Source organism: Microvirga lenta (assembly GCF_020532555.1).
GTDB classification, from domain to species: Bacteria; Pseudomonadota; Alphaproteobacteria; order Rhizobiales; family Beijerinckiaceae; genus Microvirga; species Microvirga lenta.
In genome coordinates this window covers 398,565-421,087 of record NZ_JAJBBR010000002.1, presented here as the reverse complement: position 1 = coordinate 421,087, position 22,523 = coordinate 398,565, and the positions used below count along the sequence as shown (strand labels likewise).

23 protein-coding genes are annotated in these 22,523 nt (G+C 66.0%); 10 read left to right on the top strand and 13 right to left on the bottom strand.

The annotated features are described in order from the left end of the window. Nucleotides 1-8: 8 nt before the first annotated feature. Genes LGR44_RS04995 through LGR44_RS04965 form a run of 7 tightly spaced genes read right to left on the bottom strand, consistent with a single transcriptional unit; the run spans nt 9 to nt 6,525 of the window. Nucleotides 9-977 carry an isoaspartyl peptidase/L-asparaginase family protein gene (locus LGR44_RS04995; protein WP_226737881.1) on the bottom strand — a complete coding sequence of 323 codons (969 nt, stop codon included), beginning with the start codon at nt 975-977 and terminating at the stop codon, nt 9-11. 12 nt (nt 978-989) lie between these two features. After that, a complete protein-coding gene (locus LGR44_RS04990) occupies nt 990-2,039 on the bottom strand; it encodes a DmpA family aminopeptidase (protein ID WP_226737879.1) in 1,050 nt (349 codons plus the stop codon). Then, nucleotides 2,039-2,938 (bottom strand): polysaccharide deacetylase family protein, encoded by a 900-nt coding sequence (locus LGR44_RS04985; RefSeq protein WP_226737877.1) that lies wholly within the window; start codon nt 2,936-2,938, stop codon nt 2,039-2,041. The genes LGR44_RS04990 and LGR44_RS04985 overlap by 1 nt, the downstream gene beginning before the upstream one ends. Nucleotides 2,939-2,988: 50 nt before the next feature. Continuing rightward, nucleotides 2,989-3,744 (bottom strand): SDR family NAD(P)-dependent oxidoreductase, encoded by a 756-nt coding sequence (locus LGR44_RS04980; protein ID WP_226737874.1) that lies wholly within the window; start codon nt 3,742-3,744, stop codon nt 2,989-2,991. After that, on the bottom strand, nt 3,741-4,757 hold the full coding sequence (locus tag LGR44_RS04975) for a ketopantoate reductase family protein (protein WP_226737872.1): 1,017 nt from the start codon (nt 4,755-4,757) through the stop codon (nt 3,741-3,743). The genes LGR44_RS04980 and LGR44_RS04975 overlap by 4 nt, the downstream gene beginning before the upstream one ends. Beyond that, nucleotides 4,757-5,452: a creatininase family protein gene (locus tag LGR44_RS04970; protein WP_226737870.1), complete on the bottom strand. Its 696-nt coding sequence runs from the start codon at nt 5,450-5,452 to the stop codon at nt 4,757-4,759. Before LGR44_RS04970 ends, LGR44_RS04975 begins: the two co-directional genes overlap by 1 nt. Then, nucleotides 5,449-6,525 (bottom strand): GntR family transcriptional regulator, encoded by a 1,077-nt coding sequence (locus LGR44_RS04965; protein ID WP_226737868.1) that lies wholly within the window; start codon nt 6,523-6,525, stop codon nt 5,449-5,451. Before LGR44_RS04965 ends, LGR44_RS04970 begins: the two co-directional genes overlap by 4 nt. Before the next feature lie 96 nt (nt 6,526-6,621). Between LGR44_RS04965 and LGR44_RS04960 the strand changes: the two genes are divergently transcribed. The 6 genes from LGR44_RS04960 to LGR44_RS04935 all read left to right on the top strand — a co-directional run bounded on the left by LGR44_RS04960 (nt 6,622) and on the right by LGR44_RS04935 (nt 13,763). Next, the gene (locus tag LGR44_RS04960) at nt 6,622-8,202 is read left to right on the top strand and encodes an ABC transporter substrate-binding protein (protein ID WP_226737866.1); all 1,581 of its coding nucleotides are present in this window, start codon (nt 6,622-6,624) and stop codon (nt 8,200-8,202) included. A gap of 164 nt (nt 8,203-8,366) precedes the next feature. Next, nucleotides 8,367-9,341 (top strand): ABC transporter permease, encoded by a 975-nt coding sequence (locus tag LGR44_RS04955; RefSeq protein WP_226737864.1) that lies wholly within the window; start codon nt 8,367-8,369, stop codon nt 9,339-9,341. Next, the gene (locus tag LGR44_RS04950) at nt 9,338-10,249 is read left to right on the top strand and encodes an ABC transporter permease (protein ID WP_226737862.1); all 912 of its coding nucleotides are present in this window, start codon (nt 9,338-9,340) and stop codon (nt 10,247-10,249) included. The genes LGR44_RS04955 and LGR44_RS04950 overlap by 4 nt, the downstream gene beginning before the upstream one ends. Then, nucleotides 10,246-11,265 carry an ABC transporter ATP-binding protein gene (locus tag LGR44_RS04945; RefSeq protein ID WP_226737859.1) on the top strand — a complete coding sequence of 340 codons (1,020 nt, stop codon included), beginning with the start codon at nt 10,246-10,248 and terminating at the stop codon, nt 11,263-11,265. Before LGR44_RS04950 ends, LGR44_RS04945 begins: the two co-directional genes overlap by 4 nt. Then, nucleotides 11,217-12,221 (top strand): ABC transporter ATP-binding protein, encoded by a 1,005-nt coding sequence (locus tag LGR44_RS04940; protein ID WP_226737857.1) that lies wholly within the window; start codon nt 11,217-11,219, stop codon nt 12,219-12,221. The genes LGR44_RS04945 and LGR44_RS04940 overlap by 49 nt, the downstream gene beginning before the upstream one ends. Before the next feature lie 18 nt (nt 12,222-12,239). Continuing rightward, on the top strand, nt 12,240-13,763 hold the full coding sequence (locus tag LGR44_RS04935; RefSeq protein WP_226737855.1) for a carboxypeptidase M32: 1,524 nt from the start codon (nt 12,240-12,242) through the stop codon (nt 13,761-13,763). Between the two features lie 5 nt (nt 13,764-13,768). Here LGR44_RS04935 and LGR44_RS04930 read toward each other — a convergent pair whose 3' ends face one another. The 4 genes from LGR44_RS04930 to LGR44_RS04915 are packed head-to-tail and all read right to left on the bottom strand — an operon-like array spanning nt 13,769 to nt 17,625. Beyond that, a complete protein-coding gene (locus LGR44_RS04930; protein WP_226737852.1) occupies nt 13,769-14,530 on the bottom strand; it encodes a HugZ family pyridoxamine 5'-phosphate oxidase in 762 nt (253 codons plus the stop codon). A gap of 38 nt (nt 14,531-14,568) precedes the next feature. Continuing rightward, the gene (gene hutX / locus LGR44_RS04925; protein ID WP_226737953.1) at nt 14,569-15,045 is read right to left on the bottom strand and encodes a heme utilization cystosolic carrier protein HutX; all 477 of its coding nucleotides are present in this window, start codon (nt 15,043-15,045) and stop codon (nt 14,569-14,571) included. Between the two features lie 53 nt (nt 15,046-15,098). Continuing rightward, nucleotides 15,099-15,437 (bottom strand): antibiotic biosynthesis monooxygenase family protein, encoded by a 339-nt coding sequence (locus LGR44_RS04920; RefSeq protein ID WP_226737850.1) that lies wholly within the window; start codon nt 15,435-15,437, stop codon nt 15,099-15,101. Nucleotides 15,438-15,471: 34 nt separating this feature from the next. Further along, nucleotides 15,472-17,625 (bottom strand): TonB-dependent hemoglobin/transferrin/lactoferrin family receptor, encoded by a 2,154-nt coding sequence (locus LGR44_RS04915; protein ID WP_226737848.1) that lies wholly within the window; start codon nt 17,623-17,625, stop codon nt 15,472-15,474. Between the two features lie 242 nt (nt 17,626-17,867). Here LGR44_RS04915 and hemP point away from each other — a divergent pair, with 242 nt between their 5' ends. The 4 genes from hemP to LGR44_RS04895 are packed head-to-tail and all read left to right on the top strand — an operon-like array spanning nt 17,868 to nt 20,793. Then, nucleotides 17,868-18,038, top strand: a complete 171-nt coding sequence (gene hemP / locus LGR44_RS21920) for a hemin uptake protein HemP (protein WP_226737846.1) — start codon at nt 17,868-17,870, stop codon at nt 18,036-18,038. A gap of 9 nt (nt 18,039-18,047) precedes the next feature. After that, nucleotides 18,048-18,929, top strand: coding sequence for a heme/hemin ABC transporter substrate-binding protein (locus tag LGR44_RS04905; RefSeq protein ID WP_226737844.1), 882 nt, complete (start codon nt 18,048-18,050; stop codon nt 18,927-18,929). Then, nucleotides 18,926-20,005, top strand: a complete 1,080-nt coding sequence (locus tag LGR44_RS04900) for a FecCD family ABC transporter permease (protein WP_404809900.1) — start codon at nt 18,926-18,928, stop codon at nt 20,003-20,005. The genes LGR44_RS04905 and LGR44_RS04900 overlap by 4 nt, the downstream gene beginning before the upstream one ends. After that, nucleotides 20,002-20,793: a heme ABC transporter ATP-binding protein gene (locus LGR44_RS04895; protein ID WP_226737840.1), complete on the top strand. Its 792-nt coding sequence runs from the start codon at nt 20,002-20,004 to the stop codon at nt 20,791-20,793. Before LGR44_RS04900 ends, LGR44_RS04895 begins: the two co-directional genes overlap by 4 nt. Nucleotides 20,794-20,799: 6 nt before the next feature. Here the strand turns inward: LGR44_RS04895 and LGR44_RS04890 are convergent, their stop codons facing one another. Together LGR44_RS04890 and LGR44_RS04885 are read right to left on the bottom strand one after the other, a co-directional pair. Next, nucleotides 20,800-21,309: a GAF domain-containing protein gene (locus tag LGR44_RS04890; protein WP_226737837.1), complete on the bottom strand. Its 510-nt coding sequence runs from the start codon at nt 21,307-21,309 to the stop codon at nt 20,800-20,802. Between the two features lie 114 nt (nt 21,310-21,423). After that, nucleotides 21,424-22,488 (bottom strand): endo-1,4-beta-xylanase, encoded by a 1,065-nt coding sequence (locus LGR44_RS04885; protein ID WP_226737835.1) that lies wholly within the window; start codon nt 22,486-22,488, stop codon nt 21,424-21,426. Nucleotides 22,489-22,523 lie beyond the last annotated feature (35 nt).

The following is a 22,523-nucleotide window of genomic DNA, read 5'->3' as shown; positions in this document are numbered from 1 at the left end:
GCCGTCCGTCAGTCCTGCTGCCGTTCCACGAAGGCTTCGTCGTAGATCGCCGTGCGCAGGATGCCGTCGCCGCGCACATAGCCGCGATACATGCCCGAGCAGTTGAAGGGCAGGGAGACCGCGCCCGTGCGGTCGACGGCGATGACGCCGCCGGATCCGCCCGCCGGAGCGAGGACATCCACCACCACGGCCCGCGACGCCTCTTCGAGGGATTGGCCCGCATAGCGCAGGCGCGATGCGATCTCGTGGCCCGCGGCGTAGCGGATGAAGATCTCGCCGTGCCCGGTTCCGGAGACCGCGCAGGTCTCGTTATCGGCCCAGGTCCCGGCGCCGATGACCGGGCTGTCGCCGACGCGTCCCGGTGACTTCGCGGTCATGCCCCCTGTGGACGTCGCCGCGGCAAGATTGCCGTTCCGGTCGCGCGCGACGGCGCCGACCGTTCCATGCTTGCGGGACTCGTCCTGATCCTCCGCGCCGCTCCGGCGCATGGCGAGGGTCTCCTGGAGGGCCTGCCAGCGGGCCTCGGTGTAGAAGTAGGACGGCTCCTCGAAGGCGAGGCCCTGCTCGCGGCAGAAGCGCAAGGCGCTGTCGCCGATGAGGAACACATGGCCCGAATGCTCCATGACGGCGCGGGCCGCGAGAATCGGATTGCGCGGACCGCAGATGCCTGCGATGGCGCCCGCGGACCGGTCGCGCCCGTCCATGATCGCGGCATCCATCTCCTGCTTGCCGGCGGACGTATAGACCGCGCCGCGTCCGGCATTGAACAGGGGCTCGTCCTCCAGCGCCATCACGGCGGCGCTCACCGCATCGAGAGCCGTGCCGCCATCGGCCAGTACCACCCGCCCGGCTTCGAGAGCCCGGCGCAGGCCGGCGTGGTACGCAGCCTCGCGCTCGGGCGTCATCTTGCTGCGCAGGATGGTTCCGGCGCCGCCATGGACGGCGAGGACGAAGTCGTTGTCGGATGTGCTGGTCATGGGGTCTCGGACCTAGGTTGAGGACAGGTGTTTCAGGGCGTCGGCGAGGCTGGGGCGGTGATGGCCCGCGCGGCCCGTCATGGGGCCTGCCGCCACGAGTGCGTCGAGCACCGCCTCCTGGGTGGCGTCCGCCATCGCCTCGAAGAGGAGATCGATGCGGTTCTCGTTGAGAATGCCGATCGTCGCGAGGTCGGCCTTCTCGTCATGCGACACGCGATTGGCGGTGGAGAAGCCGAGGGCGATATCGCCGCTGCCGTGACCCCAGAAGGAGCCGAGCCGCGCAAGCCCCACGCCGGCACGGCGGATGACGCGCCTGAGCTGCCGGTCGCTCAGGGGAATGTCGGTTGCCGTGATGATGATGATGGAGCCTTTTTCGGCTGCCGCCGGTTCGGGTACGGCGTCAGGAGACACGCGGGTGCCGTCGGGTAGGCGCAGATCGCCGGAGCGCCCGAAATTGGACAGCACCAGAACGCCGAGATGAAACGGACGTCCGTCGAGGTCCAGTCTCCGCGACGACGTTCCGATCCCGCCCTTGAAGCCGAAGGTGCTCATGCCGCAGCCGGCGCCCACCGCGCCGACGGCGAAATCGGGCGAGGCGTCGTCGAGAGCCGCCTGCGCATCGGCTTCAGTCACCGCAAGCGCCTGGATATCGTTGAGGAACCCGTCGTTGCACTCGAGCACGACCGGGTTCACCGTCGCCGTCTCACGGCCGATATCGGGATTGTTCGCGATGGCATGGCGCACGAGCGTCGTGCAGCAGGTTCCCACCGACAGGGTGTTGGTGAGAAGCAGCGGCGTCTCGATAGTGCCCAGTTCCTCCACCTGCACCAGCCCGGCGCTCTTGCCGAAGCCGTTGAGCACATGGACGGCGGCGACCGGCTTTTCCCGGTAGAGATTCCCCTCGTGAGGAAGGACCGCCGTGACGCCGGTGCGGATGTCGCCGTGATTCAGCGTGCGATGGCCCACCCGCACGCCCGGCACGTCACAGATGCTGTTGCGCTCGCCCGCAGGCAGGGAGCCGCAGGCGAGGCCGAGATCGCGAGCGCGGCGCCCCGTGCTCATCAGGGACATTCCTGTTTCACGTAGGCCGCGATTTCCGCATGGGTCGCGATCCACACGTCGGAGCGCTGAGTGATCTCTTCCAGGAGCTTTTCCAGGATCCAGATACGCGAGCGGTATCCGGTCACGTGCGGATGCATGGTGAGGAGGAACAGGCCGCCCTCCTCGTACGCGCGCTCGAATTCACGGAAGAAGATGTCGTAGACGGCGGTCGGCGGGGTGTGCGGGCGCAGGCCGTTGAAGCGGTGCATGTTGAAATAGACCGCGTCGTCGCGGATCCACTCCACCGGAAGCTCGACGATGCCGGTCGGCTCGCCTTTCTCCACCAGTTCGTAAGGGTCGTCGTCCGCCATGAGGGACGAATCGTAGAGCAGGCCGAGCTCGCGCTCGATCCGCAGCGTGTCGGCGCTGAAGTCCCAGGACGGGGTGCGCAAGCCTACCGGACGCACGCCCGTGATGCGTTCCAGCGTGTCGGCGGCGCGGAACATCAGGTCGCGCTCGGTCTCGTAGGGAAGCTGGCTGTTGAGCTCATGGATCCAGCCGTGAATGCCGATCTCGTGGCCTTCCGCCACCACGCGGCGCTGCTCGTCCTCGTAGAGCAGGGCGGCCACGGCCGGGACGAAGAAGGTGGCCTTGGCGTCATACTTCGCGAGCGCATTGAGAATGCGCGGAACGCCCTGCCGATTGCCGTACTGTCCCTGAGACATGCGGCCGATGGACTTGCCGCCGTCGCGCAGCTCGTTGGTTTCGTGATCCGAGTCGAAGGAGAGCGCCACGGCACACCGGGCGCCGTTCTTCCAGCGCGCCGGTTTCATGGGACGGCCGGCGCGCACGTGTTCCACCTTGCTGCGCCAGGTATTCTCGTCCCAGGTCCAGGGCTGGCTGAGGCCGATGTCGTTCATGGGTTTTCCTCGGAATTCGTTACGTTCTGTTGAAGGTGCGGCGCGCTGTTTCAGGAGCGTCCGCCATCGACGGAAATGATCTGCCCGGAGACCCAGCCGGCGGCATCGGAAGCAAGGAACATCACGGCATCGGCGATGTCCTGCGGACGGCCGAGGCGGCGGGTGTGGATGCTCTCCACCAGCCGCGCCTGCCCCTCGGGACCGTAGCTTTCCCACTGGCGCTGCGTGGCGGGGTTGGACAGGACGAAACCGGGCGCCACGCTGTTGACGGTGACCCCATGGGGGCCGAGCTCGAAGCTCAGCTGCTTCGTCAGTCCGACGAGAGCATGTTTCGATGCCGTGTAGGCCTGAATGCCCGTAAGGCTCGGGCGAAGCCCGGCACCGGACGAGATGTTAACGATCCGCCCGAAGCCCTGGCGCTTCATGTGCGGCGCCACGCCCTGCGAACACCAGAAGGCGCCATGCACGTTGGCCTCGAACAGCACGAGCCAATCCTGCTCGCTCACCTGTTCGATCGGCCTCGCCACCTGGCCACGCACGCCGCCGGCGCAGTTGACCAGAATGTCGATGCCGCCGAGGCTCTCGGCCATCTCGTCCATCACCTGGGCCACGGCGGCGCGGTCGGCGAGGTCCAGGGTGCGGGTGGCCTTGGCGCCGGCCTCGGCGGCAACACGCAGGCCCTCCGCATCGAGGTCGAGGGCCCAGACCTGGGCACCTTCGGCGGCGAGAGCCTGAACGATGGAGCGCCCAATGCCTTGGGCGGCGCCGGTGACGACGGCGCGGCGGTTCGTGAAATCGAGCTTCATGATTCGAGCATCAGATCGAGGGTGGACCAGGATTGTTCGCGGCGGCCGTCCTCGATGTCGTGGATGAGGTCGACGAGCCGGGAGACGGTGGGCGTCGCAATGCCGGCCTCGGTGCCGAGGGTGGCGATGATCGCGATCTGCGCATCGACCTCCGTCTTGCGCTTGCGCACGGCGAGATCGCGCCAGATGCCCGAATGGGTCTTGGCGGTGTGGCGGTTGAACTCCGCCATGGCGGCGACGGAGCGGCGTGCGGCCTCCTCGTCGGCGCCCGGCATGAAGGCGTCGGGGTCGAAACCGTTGAAGCCGAGCGGCCTGACGCCGCGCGCCTTCGCGACCGCCATCACCTCCTGGCCGAGGCGGTGAAACACGGGGAAGTGCTTCTCGGAGGCGAGATTGTCCGACATGGTCTCGTTGGTGAGCGCCGTGGCGAAGAGCAGGGCGCCGTAACCCAGCTTGCCCCAGAGACAGCCCCAGATGTTGTCGGTCAGCACGGCCTGCGGCTCGAAGATGGAGAGCAGGCGGTGATAATCCTTCGCGCGCTCCGTGACGCGTCCGTCGATCTCGCCGATGGCGACCGCGGCGCGATTGCCGAACAGGATGCGGCCCGGCTCCAGCCAATCGGCGCCGAAATTGACGAAGCAGCCGACCGTGCGCTCCGCACCGATCTCCTCGGCGATGACGAGTTCGTTCAGTCCGTTCTGCGCCGACAGCACCGATCCGTCGTCTGCCAGGTGCGGCTTGAGCGCGCGGGCGGCATCGCGGGTATGGTGCGCCTTCACGGCGAGGATGATGCGCCTGAACCGGCCGGACACCTGGTCCGGCGTCACGGCGCGGACCGACTGGCGGAAGGTTTCGACGGGCCCTTCGATGGCGAGGCCGTCCTTGTTCATGGCGTCCACATGAGGCCCGACGATGTCGACGAGCAGCACGTCCTCGCCTGCGCGGGCCAGATAGGCGCCCAGCGTTCCGCCGATGGCGCCGGCGCCCCAGATCAGGATCGTATCGTCGTTCATCACCAGCTCTCGATCAGGGTGCGGGTTTCCTCGATGGCGACGGACCAGATCGCGTCCATCTCCTCATCGGGCCGCTGATAGCGTCCGCCGAAATTGCCGTCGCCGAGGATCTCGCGCACCCCGTCCGGACCGAAGGTGCGCATGCGGTCGAGATCGACCATCGGCTTCTGGTGGTCGGGCTGGGCGATGTTGGGAAGACGCGTCCAGGGGAAGTTCTCCATCCAGGAGGCGTGCGATGCGACCGGATCGATCTCCTTCACCTTCGCGAAGGTGAGCGGCGCGTTCCACCAGTTATGGAACTTGACGCGGCAATCCGGGTTCTGCCCCATCCATTCGATGGCCGCGGTGTGGCCCGGCGTGTTGCCGCCGTGGCCGTTGACGAACAGGATGCGGCGGAAGCCTGTGCGGCGCAGCGAATCGAGAATGTCGGTGAGGATGCGCAGATAGGTGTCCGCCTTCAGCGACACGGTACCCGGATAGGCCATGAAGTACGGCGTGATGCCATAGGCCACCACGGGGAACACGGGCACGCCGAGAGGCTCCGCCGCCTCCAGGGCCACGCGCTCGGCGAGAATGCTGTCGACCGAGAGACTCAGGTAGGCGTGCTGCTCGGTGCAGCCGAGCGGCACGACGGCGCGGTCGTCCGTCTTCAGGTAATCCTCCACCTGAAGCCAATTCATCTCGCTGATTTTCATGCAGGTTGGTCCTCGTTGGTATTCGTTGCCGAACGCAGCCGTTCGATCACCGGCAGCAGGCTCTGCCTGATGGCATGGGGATCGGGCACGTATCGGAATTCGATGGCTTGGCGGCCGGGCGGCAGGAACGCCTTGACCTTCGCCTCCGCGCCGCTGGCGTAAATGGCGACGTCGACCGAGCCGAGAAAGGCCTCGAGATCCGGAGCCGTGATCAGGCGCACGTCGACCTCGGAGACATGGGGCGCGAAGCGCAGCACGCCCGGCTTCATCAGGGCCATGAAGGTGGGGAAGATCGAAACGATGCCCACACGCGCCATCGGGTCGATGGCGGCGAGAAGCTTGCGCGTCTCCTCGGCCGGGATGAAGCTGAGGCCGACGACCGGAATGCCCGTGGGAACCAGGTGCTCGACCTCGCTGCGGCGGTGGGCCAGGGTGATGCAGACATCGCAGGGCTGAGGGAAGGCATCGCCCTCCTGCAGGGCATCGACGGTGGTCACGGCAATCGTGTCGCCCGCGCCGAGATAGTCCTGAATCCGATCCGCGTATTGCTGGGTCGTATCGACGAAGTTCCCCACCATCACGAGCCGGACCGGGCGGGTCGCCGTGCGTCCGCGGGCGGCGCGGGCATTCACGAGGGACGAGACCACCGTGGGGGCGAGCCCGAGCTGCTCGGCCTCTTCGAAAAGCGCCTCGATCCGTTGCTGGATCTTCCGCATGGCCGTGGTGCGCACGCCGTCGCTGATATGTCCGTCGCCCACATAGGTGCCGGCGCCGGGACGCGACTCGATCAGCCCCGCCTCGCGCAATTCCCGATAAACCGTCGCGACCGTCATGTTGGCGATGCCGGCGCGCTCGGCGAGTTCGCGCACGGATGGCAGGCGCTGGCCGGTCGGCAGTTCCCCCAGGGCGATGCCGAACTCGATCAGGCCGCGCAGCTGGATGCCGAGAGGCACGGGAAGCGTGCGGTCGAGCGCGTTCGCAAGACGGGCCAGGATACGATCCTCGGGCGTCTGTTCCGTTCCACTATAACGGTTGCCTACGGAAACGGCAGCTGATGTTTGAGTTTTGAGCACGTCGCAGTTGACTTTGTTTGACGCGGTGACCTACCGTTCTAATCGACAAGAACACCTTGGACGAAAAGTCAGGTTCTTAGCAAGAGGGGATATGCAGTGAAACAAACTTTCAAGCTCGGCGGGGCGCTGGTCGCGGCCCTTCTTCTCGGAACATCCCTCAGCGGCGCCGCTTCGGCGCAGACGCTGACCATGGGTCTGCGCGCCGGTCCCGACTCCATCGATCCGCATTGGTCGACCCTGGGCAGCCAGGCGGAAGCCCTGCGCCACATCTTCGATACGCTCGTCATGTCGGACGAGAACCTCGGGCTGAAGCCCGGCCTCGCCACCTCCTGGAAGCCGATTGACGACACCACCTGGGAGTTCAAGATCCGTGAGGGCGTGAAATTCCATGACGGCTCCGAGCTCACCGCCGAGGACGTGAAATTCTCCATCGACCGCATCCCCGTGGTGACCGGTCCGATGAGCATGACGATCTACACGAAGCAGGTCGAGTCCACGTCGGTCGCCGACAAGTACACCCTGCACGTGAAGACGAAGAAGCCCGCGCCCACCCTGCCGAACGACTTCATCCGCCTCTTCGTGGTGTCGAAGAACATCGGCATGGATGCCCGCAACGAGCAGTTCAACTCCGGCAAGGCCGCCATCGGCACCGGCCCCTACAAGTTCGTCTCCTGGGAGCCGAAGGGCGATCTCGTTCTCGAGCGCTTCGACGGCTATTGGGGCGAGAAGCAGCCGTGGGAGAAGGTGATCCGTAAGGAGATCCCGAACGATCCGGCGCGCATGGCGGCCCTGAAGTCGGGTCAGGTCGATCTTGTCAACTACGTTCCCGCCACCGACTACGCGGCGATGCAGCGGGACAAGTCGGTCGACACCTTCGTGGCCGACTCGGTCTACTTCCTCAATCTCACGCCGAACGTGAAGGAGACCCTTCCGAAGAAGGTGAAGGTCGACGGCAAGGAAATCGAAGCCAATCCGCTGCGCGATCCCAAGGTGCGTGAGGCCATGGACCTCGCCATCGACCGCAAGACGCTTGTGCGCGTCGTGCTCGAAGGTCTGGGCCGCCCGGCCAACCAGCTGATGCCGGCAAGCTTCTTCGGCGGCAACAAGAACCTGCCGGAGCGCCCCTACGACATCGCCAAGGCCAAGAAGCTGCTGGCGGAGGCGGGCTATCCGAACGGCTTCGAGATCGACTTCCACTGCACCAACAACCGCCTGCCGGGCGACTCGGCGGTGTGCGAGGCGCTCTCGCAGATGTGGGCGCGCGCAGGCCTGAAGGTGAACGCCAATGCGCTCAACGGCACGGTGTTCTTCCCGGCTCAGCAGAAGGGCGAGTTCTCCCTGTGGATGAGCGGCTGGGGCACCCTGACGGGTGAAGCCAGCTACACCTACGGCTCGCTGGTGCACACGGCGAACCCGGAGCTCGGCCTCGGCGCGTTCAATAAGCAGGGCTACTCCAACCCCGAGGTGGACAAGCTCCTCCAGGAAGGCGCCCGCACCATGGACGACGCCAAGCGGCGCGAGCTGTTCGAGAAGGTGACGGAAGTCTCCATGAACGACCGTGCGCTGATCCCGACGGTTCAGCTCCAGACGGTCTGGGCCGCGAAGAAGGACAAGCTCACCATTCCGCCTCGCGTCGACCAGGAGACCCTGGCCTACGAGATCAAGCCGAAGAGCTGATCGCAACCGCTGCCGGCCGGGTCAGTCCGGCCGGCCTTCTCTCCGGCTTGGCCGCGTCCTTATGGATCGAGGCCAAGCCGGAAAGTCTTTGTACGATGCATTCCGGGTAGGTGGGCCTGCATCCGTCCGCCTGCTTGTTCATTTGAAGCCATGCACGAGACAGCATGATCGGTTTTTTCATTCAGCGCGTCCTCCAGGCGCTCATGGTCATCGTCGCGATGTCGGTCATCGTGTTCCTGGGCGTCTACGCCATCGGGAACCCGATCGACGTGATGATCGATCCCGCCTCGGACCAAGCCCTGCGCGAGGCGCTGATACAGCGCTATGGCCTCGATCGTCCTCTGATCGAGCAGTATTTCGTCTTCATGGGCAACCTGCTGCAGGGCGACCTCGGCGAGTCCTTCATCTATCGGCTGCCCGTACTCAACCTGATCCTGTCCCGCTTCCCGGCGACGCTCGAACTGGCGCTCACGGCGATGATGATCGCCACCTGCCTCGGGATTCCGCTCGGGCTGTGGGCCGGCTACAAGCCGGATTCCCTCTCGGCCAAGGTCATTATGGCCGTCTCCGTTCTCGGCTTCAGCGTGCCGACCTTCTGGGTCGGGCTGCTGCTCATCATGACCTTCGCGGTCGAGCTCGGCTGGCTGCCCTCGGGCGGACGGGGGCCGGTGACGGAGGTGCTGGGCATGCCGCTCTCCATCACTACGCTGGAAGGCTGGAGCTACATCATCCTGCCGGCGTTCAACCTCGCCCTGTTCAAGCTCGGGCTCCTGATCCGCCTCACCCGCGCAGGCACCATCGAGGTGATGAGCTCGGACTACGTGCGCTTCGCCCGCGCTCAGGGGCTCTCCGAGGGCAAGGTCGTGGGCCTGCACGTCCTGAAGAACATCTCGATTCCGATCGTCACCGTATTCGGTCTCGAACTCGGTTCGACGCTCGCCTTCGCGGTCGTCACCGAGACCGTGTTCAACTGGCCCGGCATGGGCAAGCTCATCATCGATTCCATCACCGTGCTCGATAGGCCCGTGATGGTCGCTTACCTCATCCTCGTGGTGTTCCTGTTCGTCGTGATCAATCTCGTCGTCGATCTGATCTATGGCCAGCTCGATCCGCGCATCCGTGTAAAGGCCGCGTCATGAGCAGCGCTCCCGTCATTACCGCTCCGGTCGAGACCCGCTGGGTCCGGCTCGGCAATTTCTGGTCGGACTTCAAGCAAAACCCCGCCGCCGTTGCAGCTCTGATCGTCATCGTTTCCGTCGTCCTGATGGCGGTTCTCGCGCCTCTCGTGGCGCCCCAGGACCCCTACAACCAGGAAACGCTCGACCTGTTCGACGCCCGACTCGAGCCGGGCGAGGTCGGTTCCGGCGGCTATGTCCATTGGCTCGGCACCGACGCGGCCGGCCGAGACGTGTTCTCGGCCATCCTCTACGGGCTGCGCACGAGCCTCATCGTCGGTGTCATGGCCGGTACGCTCGCGCTCGTCCTCGGCGCCACCGTCGGGCTCGTCGCCGCCTATTACGGTGGTCGCGTCGAGGCGGTCATCATGCGCGTCATCGACCTGCAGCTCTCGCTGCCGGCGATCCTGCTCGCCCTCGTTCTCGTGGCGATGCTGGGGCAGGGGCTGCCCCAGCTGGTGACGGCGCTGGTCGCCGCGCAATATGCCTACTTCGCCCGCACCACCCACGGTGCGGCGAGCGCGGAGCGGCGCAAGGACTACATCGAGGCCGCGCTCTCAACCCCGCTTCCGGCGCGGCAGGTGCTCTTCCGCCACCTGCTTCCCAATGCGCTGCCGCCCCTGATCGTGGTGGCGACCGTGCAGGTGGCGAACTCGATCGCTCTCGAGGCGACCCTGTCGTTCCTGGGTCTCGGCCTTCCGCTGACGCAGCCCTCGCTCGGCTCCCTCATTTCGAACGGCTTCCAGTTCCTGCTCTCGGGCCGCTACTGGATCTCCATCTATCCCGGCATCGCACTGATGCTGACCGTCGTCGCCATCAATCTCGTGGGCGATCAGGTTCGTCACGTCCTGAACCCGAGGCGCAGCCGATGAGCAAGCCTGTCCTGAGCGTCAAAGATCTCCGAACCCAGTTCCACACGCGGACCGGTGTCCTCAAGGCCGTGGATGGCGTCAGCTTCGAGGTCGGGCGCGGCCGCATTCTCGGCCTCGTAGGGGAATCCGGCTCCGGCAAGAGCGTCACCGGCTACTCGATTCTCGGCCTCATCGAGGCCCCGGGCGAGATCGCCGGAGGCGAGGTGCTCTTGAACGGGCAGGATCTGACCCGCCTCAAGGGCGAGGCTATCCGCCGCGTTCGCGGTGCGCAGATCGCCATGGTCTTCCAGGACCCGATGATGACCCTGAACCCGGTTCTCAAGATCGGGACCCAGATGATCGCGGCCGTGCGCGCCCACGACAAGGTGTCCAAGAAAGCGGCCCGCGCCCGGGCGCGCGATGCGCTCGCCAAGGTGGGCATCCCGAGCCCGGAGGAGCGGCTCGACGCCTATCCGCACCAGCTCTCCGGCGGCATGCGCCAGCGCGTGGCCATCGCCATCGCGCTGCTGCACAGTCCGGCGGTGATCATCGCGGACGAGCCCACCACGGCGCTCGACGTGTCGATCCAGGGCCAGATTCTCGCCGAGGTCCGCCGCCTCGCGGATGAGACCGGCACGGCCTTCGTGTGGGTGACGCACGATCTCGCCGTGGTGTCGAGCCTCGCCGACGACATCTGCGTCATGTATGCCGGCCGCGTCGTGGAGACCGGTGCGGCGGCGGACGTGATCGCCGCACCGCGCCATCCCTACACGGCGGGCCTTCTCGCCTCCGTTCCGGCCGAGCACGAGCCAGGAACGAGATTGCCGCAGGTTCCCGGCTCCACCCCCTCCCTCGCCAACCTTCCGGCGGGCTGTGCCTTCGCGCCGCGTTGCTTCAGGGCCGGACCGGCCTGCACGACCACGCCGCCCGTCCAGGATTTCGGAGACGGACGCACCGCCCTTTGCCATTACCCGATTGAGACCGATTCATGTCAGCCGCTCTCCTCGACATCGACCACGTATCGAAGCGCTTCGTAAAGCGCCCGAGCCTCGGCGAGCGTATCGCCGGGGTCATCGGGGCCGGACGCAAGACCGAAATCGTCCGCGCCGTGAGCGACGTCAGCCTCAGCGTGCGCAAGGGCGAGGTCGTGGGCCTCGTCGGCGAATCCGGCTGCGGCAAGTCCACCCTCGGCCGCATCGTCGCCGGGATCTACGCACCGAGCGACGGCAAGATCCTGTTCCAGGACAAGCCGGTCGCCAGGGAGCAGGGGCGGCATACGCAGAAGCTGACGACCCGTGTTCAGATGGTGCATCAGGACCCCTTCGCCAGCCTCAACCCGCGCATGCGCATCGGCGACACGGTGGCCGAAGGGCCCGTCACGCATAAGATCGTGAAGTCCCGCGACGCGGATTCCTACGTGGCCGACATCCTCGGCCGCGTCGGCCTCGATCCGAGCTATCGCCGGCGCTTTCCTCACCAGTTCTCCGGCGGCCAGCGCCAGCGCATCGCGATTGCCCGCGCGCTTGCCATGAAGCCCGACCTCCTGGTGCTCGACGAGCCGGTCGCGTCCCTCGACGTATCGATCCAGGCGCAGGTGCTCAACCTGTTCATGGATCTGCGCCAGGACCTCGACCTGACGGCGATCTTCATCAGCCACGACCTCGGGGTGGTGCGCCACGTCTCCGACCGCGTCGCGATCATGTATCTCGGGCGCATTGTCGAACTCGCGCCGACCGCCGAGCTCTACGCCGCGCCGAACCATCCCTATTCCCGCGCCCTCTTCGAGAGCGTTCCCCGGGTCGGCGTGGGCCGCAAGAGCTTCCATCCCATCGCAGGTGAGATCCCGTCGCCCCTCCACCCGCCGAGCGGCTGCCACTTCCATCCGCGCTGCCCCTTCGCAGGCCCCCGCTGCATAAGGGAGGCGCCGCCCCTTGCCGCCATCGGCCCCGGCCGCTTCTCGGCCTGCCATCTCAACACCGGCGGTACGGAATAACCGAAGAAACGGCACCCCATGACCCAACAGGCTTCCATCGCTGCGCTCAACGAGCGTGTCGCCGCCGTGAACGACGTGCTCAACGCCACGTCGGTTCTCACCTGGGATTCCCGCACCATGATGCCGCCGGGCGGGGCTGAGACGCGCGGATACCAGATCGCGACCCTCACCAGGCTCGCGCGCGACCTTCTCCTGTCTCCCGAGACCGAAGCCGCCTTGGATGCGGCCGAGCAGACCGTCGCCGGATTGGCGGAGGACGCCCCGGCGCGGCGCATCGTGGCGCAGACGCGCCACGCCTTCGAGCACCACCGCCGGGTGCCCGCCTCCCTCATCCAGGAGAGGGCGGCCCTTCGCACCGTGGCCCAGTCCGCCTGGATCGAGGCCCGCGCAAAGAGCGACTTCTCCATCTTCGCGCCGCATCTGGCCAAGACCGTGGAGCTTTCCCGCGCCTATGCCGACTGCATCGGCTGGAGCGAGCATCCCTACGACGCCATGGTATCGATCTACGAGCCGGGCGAGACGGCGGCCAGCCTGAAGGCGCTGTTCGGGACACTGCGCTCCGGTATGCAGCCGATCCTCGACGCGGCCCGGTCGCGTCCCGCGCCGCGTTCCGACTTTCTCTTCCGCGACTTTTCCGAGGAGGGGCAGAAGGCGTTCGGCCTCCGCATGGCGGAAAAGCTCGGCTACGACCTGAGCCGCGGGCGCCTCGACACGACCGTGCATCCGTTCGAGGTTTCGTTCACCCGCAACGACGTGCGCATCACCACGCGCTATAACCGCAACTACCTGCCCGCCTCCCTGTTCGGGACCGCCCACGAGACCGGGCACGGCCTCTACGAGCAGGGCGTCGATCCGGCCTATACCCGCACGACCCTCGCGACGGATCTCGTCGGCCTCTACGCGGTCGGCGGCACGAGCTTCGGGGCGCATGAGTCGCAGTCGCGCCTGTGGGAGAACCACATCGTGCGCAGCCGCACCTTCTGGCAGCTGCACTTCCCGGAGCTGCAACGGCACTTCCCCGATCAGCTCGGAGACGTGACCGCCGAAGAGTTCTACCGCGCGGTCACCCGTGTGGAGCCGGGCTTCATCCGCGTCGAGGCGGACGAGCTGACCTACGATTTCCACATCATGCTGCGCGTCGACATCGAATGCGCGCTCATGGACGGTTCGCTCAAGGTGGCCGACCTGCCGACGGCATGGAACGCCGCAATCAAGCGCGACCTCGATCTCGTCGTGCCCGACGATGCCCGCGGCGTGCTGCAGGATGTGCACTGGTCGACCGGCTATATCGGCTCATTCCCGACCTACACCATCGGCAACGTGATGGCGGCCCAGATCATGGAAACCCTGCGCCGGGAGGATACCTCCCTCGACGCGGCCATCGCGGCCGGCGACTATGCCGGATTGGCGGATGCGCTGCGCAGCAAGGTCTGGCAGCATGGCCGCCGCTTCATGCGGGACGAATTGCTCCAGCGGGAAACGGGACGCGGCCTCGATCCTGCGCCATACCTCGCCTATCTCGACGCGAAGTACGCCCGCTAGGGGCCTCAGTCGGCCGTGCTCCGGTTGCGCGCGTCCTGCGCCAGCCTCACGAGCATGGGGCGCAACTCTTCCGGGCCCGTCAGGGGTTCCGGAAAGGTGAGGCGCACGATTTCGTCCCCGAGGGCCAGCAGAAGCCCCTCGGGATCGATGCCGGTGAGCCTCCAGGCGCCGTCGCGAGCGCCGCACAGCCTCGTGGCATAGAGGGCTACGGCCTCGGAATGGTCGGCGTTCATGTGCTCCACCGCGTCCGCTTCCAGGTCGAGGAGACCGTCGAGGCCGTCCATGGGCGCCAGCACGTCGGCCCGGTCCATCCGGTAGGCCCGCCCGAAGCCGCCATTGAGACTCGCAGATGCGATATCGAGGCGCCAGAACGCGAAGTCCGGAAAGTCCACATAGAGTGAAGCCTTCGGCTGATGCGCCAGATAGCGGCGCCGGATGCGTTCTCCCTCCGGCGAGCTCCGTTGTTCCACCCGTCGGGCCTCCGCAAGCAGCGTGACGCGCGGATGGGCGAGCGGGTCGCCCTTGCCGGAGGAGGAGAGCAGCAGGGAGCAGCGGGCATCCGCCTCCAGAAGTCTGGTGTGAATCGAGAGCTGCGACGTGAGGATCAGCGGGGAGCCGTCCACGTCGGTCGCCACCGCCACGAGGCTGGCGAAGGGAACGCCGCTGGCCCCATCGTTGGTGGCGAGCGCTCCCGATCGGGCCGTCCGTATCAGGTGCTTGGCGATCTGGCGGGCTTCACCATCCACCGGCAGGATCGGGTCCTTCATGCTCTCCATCCCTCGCGACGACGTTGAATCGACAGGCATCATATGATGCCTGCCGTCCGGTCGCGCAAAGCCTCGAACCGGGCGACCTGATCCGCCTTGAGGCTTCTGTCCTCGTTCCGGCCGACGAAGACCTTGAACATGGCCTCGCCCGTCTTGTTGATGAACTGCACGGAGCAGGAGCGCTTGCCGAAGAACGGACGGTCCACGAAATAGATCCACCGGCAATTCTCGGCCCTGATGTGGCCGCCGATGGGGCTGTCCCCATGGATGTTGAAATAGCCCCGCCCGAAGGTTCCGGGCGGGATGCCGCCCTTGCATTCGAACACGCCGTCGCGGGTATGGACCACGAAGGTGATGTCGCCCCAGGTCGTCAGGTCGCTCCAGACATCCTCGAAGGCGCCGCCATCGGCACGAAGGGCGGCGCCCGAGGGGAGGCAGTCGAGGACGTTCTGCAGCGAAACGTCGAGATCGGCCGCAATCGCTTCGAGAACGCCGTCGGGCTTTGCGGCGAGCATGTCCCGGATGCGGGTCTCCGAGGGTGCAGGTTCTGACAGTGCCGTCACCGCCTTCACTCCGCGGCCTTCGGCAGGCGTCCGATGGTCTGGATCACCTCGAAACCCTCGAATTCCGGGTGCCCGAGGGTCAGCGGCTTGTTGGCACCGGTGCTGGCGCGGGTGTGCGAGGCGCGAAACTGGTCGGAGCGGGTCCATGCCTCGAAGTGAGCCTTCGAGGCCCATACCGTGTGCGAGGAGTAGAGCACGTGATCCTCGCGCTCCGGGCCGCGCAGCATGTGGAATTCGACGAAGCCGTCGAGTTCGTGAAGATAGCTTTCGCGTGAAAGCCAGCGCTCCTCGAACTCGGCCGTTGCGTCCTTCAGGACCTTGAAGCGGTTCATGGCAATGAACATGAAAACGAACTCCTTTCCAATCTGGCGCGGCAGGCTACCGGCTTGCGAACTTGACGGTGAGGCCGAACTTGGCTGTCAGGCCCGGGCTCGCATTGCTGTTCAGGTATTGGGTGTACTGCCTGTCGAACAGGTTCTGGATGCTGATGTCGCCGCTGATGTTCTCATCATAGCGGTATGAGGCGAAGAGATCGACCAGTCCGTACCCCTTGGTCGGATTGGTAACCGTCGGCTTGGTGTCGTCGACGAAGGTCAGGCGCGTGCCGATGGTGAGCTTGTCCTCGAGGAAGCGGAAGCCGAGCGTGGTGCTGATCCGGTTCGGGACGACCGAGTTGAGCGGATCTCCCGTAATCTCGTTCCGGCCGCTGATGATCGTGCCTGCGAGGCTGACGAAGCCTCCGCCCCAATCGTAGGCCGCTTCGAGCTCAGCTCCCTGCAGGCGCGCCTGGGCGATGTTCTGGTACTGCTGGTCCTGGACGCCGATCTGGCACAAATGTGGTGCGAACACGCACGCGCTGGCCGGCATGCCGGGAATGAACGGCACGTTGTAGACAGGCCCGACCGCGACGGTATCGATAAAGTCGTCGATCTCGTTGTGGAACACCGCCACCTTGGCACGGAAGCTGTCGCCGGTCTTGAGAAGGTCATCGTACTGGATGTTGACGCCGCCTTCCAGGTTATGGGCGACTTCGGGACGCAGCGTCGGGTTCGGCAGGATGTTGAAGATCGGGAAGGGGTGGACGCCCTGGATCAGGGTTTCGGTGATCGACGGCGCGCGATAGCCTTCAGCGTAGGTGCCGTAGAACTCGATTCCCTTGAAGGGCTCCACGCCCACGGTGATCTTGGGAGAGACGCGCGATCCGTCCGAGCTGACGCCCCCGCCGTTCAGCTCGTAGCTGTCGAACCGAAGGGCGCCTATGGTGCGCAGCCATGGCGTGATCCGCACCTCGTCCTGAATGAAGCCGCCGAACAACCTGCGCTCGCCGGAGGGGGTGAAGGCCGCTCCATAGCCGCCGGCGCGGTCGCTGGTCTCGCCCTGGTCCTGCGCGCCGTCGATGCCGAGGGTCAGAGCGTGGCCGAGCCCGAAGGTGTCGAACCGCGCCGTGTTGTGGATGTCGAAGCCCGCCGTTTCCATGCTGTAGGTCAGGGGAGCGCCCGGCCGCACGCCAAGCGAGCCGTAGGTCGAGCTTGGCGTTATGACGCGCTTCCGGTCCTCTGTCGTGGTGTAGTAGCCCTTCACGCTCAGGTCGAACCACTGGATGTCGGGCCGGCTGAAGCGGTAGCCGAGCGTATAGGTATTGGCCGTGACGTCGTTCTTGAACCTCGTGCCTCTCCCGGTATCGCCGTTGTTCGTGAAATCGTAGTTCTGCAGCAGGGCAGATGCGCTCACCGTATGCCCGTCGGCCGGGTAGAGGTTGAACTTGAACAGACCTGCAGTCAGCTCGGAATCGGAATCCAGGATCTTGTTGTCGTCGCCGTCGCGGTAATTGTTGGTGTTGCGATACAGAAACTGGCCGAACACGTCCGCAGCCGTTCCGATGCGCGCGCCGACCATGCTGTTGGTGAGCACGCCCGCTCCGTTCGTGCCGATGCCGAGCTTCTGCACGGCGCCGTACGTCTCGTCAGGGTTCAGGATGTCGTCGATATTCCTGGTCCGGAAGGACACGACGCCCCCGATGGCGCCCGAGCCGTAGACGGTGGAGACCGGTCCGCGCACCAGGTCCACCTGGCCGATCAGCTCAGGGTCGAGGTAGAACGTGCCGTTCGCTCCATGGCCGCTCACCTGGTAATCCTGCCGCGCACCGTCCACGAGCACGTTCACGCGGCCGAAATCCTGAAGACCGCGAATGTTGACGGCCTGCCCCGGATCCGTTCCGGTTTCCTGCACCGCCACACCGGGCACGCCCTGAAGGACGTCGGACACGCGCGAGGATTGGAGAAGGTCGATCTGCCGGCGTGTGACGACGCTCGATCCCGCCAGGTCGTTGATCACCCTGTCCTCGGTTTTGCCGGAGGTCACCGTGATCGTATCGAGCATCAGGGTATCACCCTCGCTCTGCACGACGGGCTCGGAAGAGGCGCTCTGCGCCTGGGCGACCGAGGCCAGAGGCGTGCCGGCGAGCGGCGCGAGGACGAGAAGGGCGAGAGGCGAGGTGGACGCGCGAAGGCCTTCGCGCAGGAAGGTAATCATCCTGACGATCCCAGTCTTTCATGATGTTCTTTTTCGTGACTGGCTGGCTCGCGGAGAAATCGAACTCACGCTGGCTGGCTAACGGCCCGCTTCCATCGAAGAGGGTTTGCATCCGATACTCAAATAGAGTAACCGCGTCAATATCAGCTGTCAAAATCGCAGTTTTACATGTTTCTAAACTGCGAATACATGAGACGGTTGCAATTGCTGTAATTTAGAAAAAGTAAAACCTGGAGATCATCGTGCAGAAAGCGCCTCCGTCGCCTGACCGCGCCGGGACATCCTCCACAGTCGCCAAGGAAATCGACGTGATGACCCTGATCGGAACCGGCCGTGAAGTGGTGCTCCTTCACCGCGGGGAGCGCTACCGGTTGCGGGTCACGGCGAACGGCAAGCTGATCCTCACGAAATAGGAGCCTCCCATGACGTCGATGTCCCGCCGCAGCCTCATCCTGGTCTCGGCTCTCATGCTTGCCTCCGTTCCTTCCAGGGCCGTATCCCCGCGCCGGATCGTCAGCATCGGCGGGGCCGTGACCGAAATCCTCTATCGCCTCGGCCGCGAGAGCGAGATCGTCGGTGTGGACACCACGAGCCTGTTTCCCGCCGAGGCGCTCAAGACGAAGGCCAATGTCGGCTATGTTCGCGCCCTGGGGGCGGAGGGCATTCTGTCCCTTGATCCGTCCCTCGTCCTGGCGACCGAGGGAGCCGGGCCGCCCGATGCCATGCGCCTGATCGAGCAGGCGGGCGTTCCGATCGTCCGTGTCAACGACGAGCCGAGCCCCGAGGGAATCGTGCGGAGAATCCGCGACATCGCGAAGGCCGTCGATGCCGGCGAGGCCGGAGACGCACTCGTGCGGGAGGTCGAGCGCGGCTTCGCCCAGCTGTCGCGAAACCGCGCCCAGGTGACGCGCCCCACGCGCGCCCTGTTCGTTCTGTCGCTGCAGAACGGCCGTCCCCTCGTGGGCGGCAAAGGCACGACGGCCGATGCGATGCTGGCCCTCGCAGGCGCCGAGAATGCGGCCTCCTCGCTTCAGGGATGGAAGCCCTTGTCGGACGAGGGGCTGATCGCAGCCGCTCCGGAGGCCATCGTCATGATGAATCACGGTCCGGACGGTGCGGCGCACGATCCGTTCGCGCTTCCGGCCTTTGCCGCCACGCCGGCCGCCGCCAAGCGCAGGCTCGTCGTGATGGATTCCCTCTACCTTCTGGGCTTCGGCCCGCGCACGCCTTCCGCCGCCCAGGATCTGATGGTGGCGCTCCATCCCGATCTGCCGGCCTCGGCCCGGTGGGTGGCACAGCCATGACGGCCCTCGCGGTCCGCGCGATGTCCCACTCCCGTCCTGCCGGGCAGAAAGGAATGCTTCTGACGGGACTCGCCGTTCTGCTCCTCGTCACGGGCCTTCTTGCCATGAGCAGCGGAGCAACCGGCATTCCCGTCGCGCGGGTCCTGGCGGTTCTCTCTGACGCCTTGGGCGAGTCGGATTCAATCCAAGGCGGGGATGCCCTCATCATCCTGCAGGTTCGCCTGCCGCGCCTTTGCCTCGGGGTCTTGGTCGGTGCGGCGCTCGCATCGTCGGGCGCCCTGATGCAAGGGCTGTTTCGCAACCCGCTTGCGGATCCCGGACTGGTGGGCGTTTCGGCCGGCGCGGCCCTCGCGGCCGCCGCGACGATCGTGCTGGGCGATGCCCTTCTTGCGCCGCTGATCGGCCCGCTTCCCTTCGGCGCCCTTCCCATCGGCGCCTTTGCGGGCGGCCTTCTCACGACATTCGGTCTCTATCTCGTCTCGACCCGCGGTGGGCGCACCTCCATCGCCACCATGCTGCTGGCGGGCGTCGCCTTCGGGGCTCTGGCCGGAGCGGTCATGGGGCTCTTCTCCTATCTCAGCGACGACCGGCAGCTGCGCGATCTTTCATTCTGGTCCCTGGGCTCCCTGAGCGGCGCCAGCTGGACCAAGGTGATGACGGTCGCGCCTCTCGTCCTTCCCATGCTTCTCGCGTCGCCGTTTCTCGCGCGGGGCCTGAATGCTCTCGCGCTCGGCGAGGCGGAGGCCTTCCATCTCGGCGTCCCCGTGCAGAGGGTGAAGGCTCTCGCCATTCTCCTGGTCGCCGTCGCGGTCGGCGCTTCGGTCGCGAGTGCGGGAATGATCGGCTTCGTCGGCATCGTGGTTCCCCACGTGCTGAGACTGATGGCGGGGCCCGATCATCGCTTCCTGTTGCCCGCCTCGGCCCTGCTCGGCGGCGCTCTGCTGCTGGCAGCCGACACCGTGGCGCGCACTGTTGTGGCTCCGGCCGAACTGCCGATCGGCATCCTGACCGCCGCCATCGGGGCGCCGTTCTTCCTGTGGCTTCTCCTGCGCCGGCCGGGCGGCTTCTCCCTATGACGGCCATTCTTGAAGCAAAAGGCATGAGCTATCGCGGCGGCGGGCGCCTGCTGGTGAACCGGGTCGACTTCACGGTCGACGCCGGCTGCTTCACCATCGTCGTCGGTCCGAACGGCGCCGGGAAATCGACCCTTCTGAAACTGCTGTGCGGCGAGCTCGCACCCACGGAGGGCGAGATCATGCTGGGCGGCCGCCCGCTCCGGTCGATCCCGCCGTGGCAGCTGGCGCATCTTCGCGCCGTCATGCCTCAGGCGTCGGAACTCGGTTTCCCGTTCTCGGTCCTCGAGGTGGCGAGCCTCGGGGTCGAGGGTATCGGGCGGGGACTGTCCCGCAGCGACCGCCGCCGCATCGCGGAGCAAGCCCTGGAGCGGGCCGATGTCGCCCATCTGGCCCATCGCAACTACCAGACCTTGTCGGGTGGCGAATGCCAGAGAGTTCATTTCGCCCGGGTCCTGGCCCAGCTGGGGGCAGGCCGAACTTTCGAGGACCGCCAGATCCTCTTCCTCGACGAGCCGATTTCAAGCCTCGACCTGAAGCATCAGCTGGCGCTGCTCGAAGAGGCACGCCGGTTGGTGCGGGAGGGGATCGCCGTCGTGGCGGTCCTGCACGATCTGCAGCTTGCCGCGGGACTGACGGATGATCTGGCTCTCATGGACGAGGGCCGGTTGGTCGCCAGGGGGGCGCCCGACCGGGTGCTGACCTCCGAGCGTCTTGCCGCCGTCTTCGGGGTCGGCCTGGTGATGGAAAGCCTGCCGCCCCATCCCTGGGTGCTCGCCGGCAGATCGTGACGGCTCTCACTCGTGCGAGGGATGCAGGGTGAACTCGCGGGCTGCGATTTCCGCCACCACCCTCTCGGCATAGATCTGAAGCTCAGCCCTGTCGCCCCGGGAGAACGTACGGGGCTTCGTGTCCAGAAGGCACAGGGCGCCCAGACGGATATTCTTCATATAGATCAAGGGAGCCCCCGCGTAGAACCGGATGCCCATGTCGCCGGTCACAGCGGGATTGCTCTTGAAGCGATCGTCGGCCCTGGCGTCCTCGACCACGAAGACCTCGTCGCTGAGGATCGTATAGTTGCAGAAGGCGATGTCCCGCGGCGTTTCCGGAAGGCAGATCCCTTGAGCGGACTTGATCCACTGCCGGTCGCGGTCGAGCAGGGTCACCAGGCACATGGGCACGTCGAAATGACGCTGGGCCTCTCCGGTGATGGCGTCGAAGGCCGGATCCGACGCCGTATCGAGAATGCCGGTTTCCAGGAGCGCCGCCAGGCGCTCCTCCTCATGGGGACCGACGGGATAATCCATCGATGAATGTCCTTTGAAAAATCGTTCCGGGAAATGATCCGGCTCGCTATCACTATACGACCGTAAGGGCCGCATCACCTCGGAATATGGGCTTCGGACCCGGCGGCCACCACTTCAGTTAATTTTTCCCTTGGGGAAGGCGGGTTCAACCCCACCATCCGGGTTCCTCGCCGAGAGCAGGGCGCTTTTCACCGCGTGCCAGGCAGGCTTTCGTCTCAGGGCTCGATCCAGGAGCATCGGCCGCACGGCGGCCCCGTCGGGTCGCTTCCTCGCCGTCGCGAGCCAGGTCCTGTCGTCGGATAGACCCCACGTGCTCACGCCGAGGGAGCGGCTCTCCTCCAGCACCAGTTCGAGATAGGCCCGGTAGGTATCCGCGACCATTCCGTCCCGCAGGCGGCGATCCCGTGGGCAGTTCTGGTCGCTCACGTCCATCTCCGTGATCATGACCTTCAGTCCCAAGCCGTCGATTTCCCGCAGGAACGCCCGGAGTTCCGGGTGGTGGCGGGGCTGGTCGGCCGCATCGAGGTGGGATTGAATTCCAAGACACTGGATCGGGGCTCCACGGGCGAGCGCCCGTTCGAGAAGGGCCAGCATGGCCCGGCGTTTCCGTTCGGCGCCGGGCGAGGCATATTCGAGGCCCATCTCGTTCAGGACCAGCACCGCCTCGGGGTCGATTTCGGCCGCCCGTCCGAACGCGACTTCCAGATAGGTCGGCCCGAAAGCCCGGAGAAAGCGCGAGTGGCGCAGGCCATCGCGGCGGCCATGGTCCGTCTCGAGCGGTTCGTTCACGACATCCCAGGAATACACGCGCCCGGCATAGCGCCGGACCACCCGCGTCAGGTGCTCCAGCGCGGCTTCGGCAAAACGCGCATCCGAGGCCTCCCCCAGGTCCTGCGGCACCGATTCGTGCCACCAGAGCGTATGGCCATGAAAGGCGAGGCCGTTCTCGACCGCAAAGGCGACGAGCCGGTCCGACGCCCGGAAGTCAGGGGCATCCGCTCCCCCGATCCGGTCCCACTTCATCTCGTACTCGGGCGTGATGATGCTGCACTCGCGAAGAATTGTGTCGCAGCGCCGTTTCTCCGTCAGATCGGATGTGCAAAGAGCCGTCCCATAGAGTAAATGCCGGTGGGCGGCGGCATCACGGAGGCTGTCGGTTTCAAGCTTGAGCGGTTCCATCGTCCCATGCCGGTATGAGATATCGGCGGTTCTGT

Excerpts from the sequence above, each read along its gene's own strand:
- LGR44_RS04995 (WP_226737881.1), bottom strand. The coding sequence starts at position 977 with ATGACCAGCACATCCGACAACGACTTCGTCCTCGCCGTCCATGGCGGC.
- LGR44_RS04990 (WP_226737879.1), bottom strand. The coding sequence starts at position 2,039 with ATGAGCACGGGGCGCCGCGCTCGCGATCTCGGCCTCGCCTGCGGCTCC.
- LGR44_RS04985 (WP_226737877.1), bottom strand. The coding sequence starts at position 2,938 with ATGAACGACATCGGCCTCAGCCAGCCCTGGACCTGGGACGAGAATACC.
- LGR44_RS04980 (WP_226737874.1), bottom strand. The coding sequence starts at position 3,744 with ATGAAGCTCGATTTCACGAACCGCCGCGCCGTCGTCACCGGCGCCGCC.
- LGR44_RS04975 (WP_226737872.1), bottom strand. The coding sequence starts at position 4,757 with ATGAACGACGATACGATCCTGATCTGGGGCGCCGGCGCCATCGGCGGA.
- LGR44_RS04970 (WP_226737870.1), bottom strand. The coding sequence starts at position 5,452 with ATGAAAATCAGCGAGATGAATTGGCTTCAGGTGGAGGATTACCTGAAG.
- LGR44_RS04955 (WP_226737864.1), top strand. The coding sequence starts at position 8,367 with ATGATCGGTTTTTTCATTCAGCGCGTCCTCCAGGCGCTCATGGTCATC.
- LGR44_RS04950 (WP_226737862.1), top strand. The coding sequence starts at position 9,338 with ATGAGCAGCGCTCCCGTCATTACCGCTCCGGTCGAGACCCGCTGGGTC.
- LGR44_RS04945 (WP_226737859.1), top strand. The coding sequence starts at position 10,246 with ATGAGCAAGCCTGTCCTGAGCGTCAAAGATCTCCGAACCCAGTTCCAC.
- LGR44_RS04940 (WP_226737857.1), top strand. The coding sequence starts at position 11,217 with ATGTCAGCCGCTCTCCTCGACATCGACCACGTATCGAAGCGCTTCGTA.
- LGR44_RS04935 (WP_226737855.1), top strand. The coding sequence starts at position 12,240 with ATGACCCAACAGGCTTCCATCGCTGCGCTCAACGAGCGTGTCGCCGCC.
- LGR44_RS04930 (WP_226737852.1), bottom strand. The coding sequence starts at position 14,530 with ATGAAGGACCCGATCCTGCCGGTGGATGGTGAAGCCCGCCAGATCGCC.
- hutX (WP_226737953.1), bottom strand. The coding sequence starts at position 15,045 with ATGCTCGCCGCAAAGCCCGACGGCGTTCTCGAAGCGATTGCGGCCGAT.
- LGR44_RS04920 (WP_226737850.1), bottom strand. The coding sequence starts at position 15,437 with ATGTTCATTGCCATGAACCGCTTCAAGGTCCTGAAGGACGCAACGGCC.
- LGR44_RS04915 (WP_226737848.1), bottom strand. The coding sequence starts at position 17,625 with ATGATTACCTTCCTGCGCGAAGGCCTTCGCGCGTCCACCTCGCCTCTC.
- LGR44_RS04905 (WP_226737844.1), top strand. The coding sequence starts at position 18,048 with ATGACGTCGATGTCCCGCCGCAGCCTCATCCTGGTCTCGGCTCTCATG.
- LGR44_RS04900 (WP_404809900.1), top strand. The coding sequence starts at position 18,926 with ATGACGGCCCTCGCGGTCCGCGCGATGTCCCACTCCCGTCCTGCCGGG.
- LGR44_RS04895 (WP_226737840.1), top strand. The coding sequence starts at position 20,002 with ATGACGGCCATTCTTGAAGCAAAAGGCATGAGCTATCGCGGCGGCGGG.
- LGR44_RS04890 (WP_226737837.1), bottom strand. The coding sequence starts at position 21,309 with ATGGATTATCCCGTCGGTCCCCATGAGGAGGAGCGCCTGGCGGCGCTC.
- LGR44_RS04885 (WP_226737835.1), bottom strand. The coding sequence starts at position 22,488 with ATGGAACCGCTCAAGCTTGAAACCGACAGCCTCCGTGATGCCGCCGCC.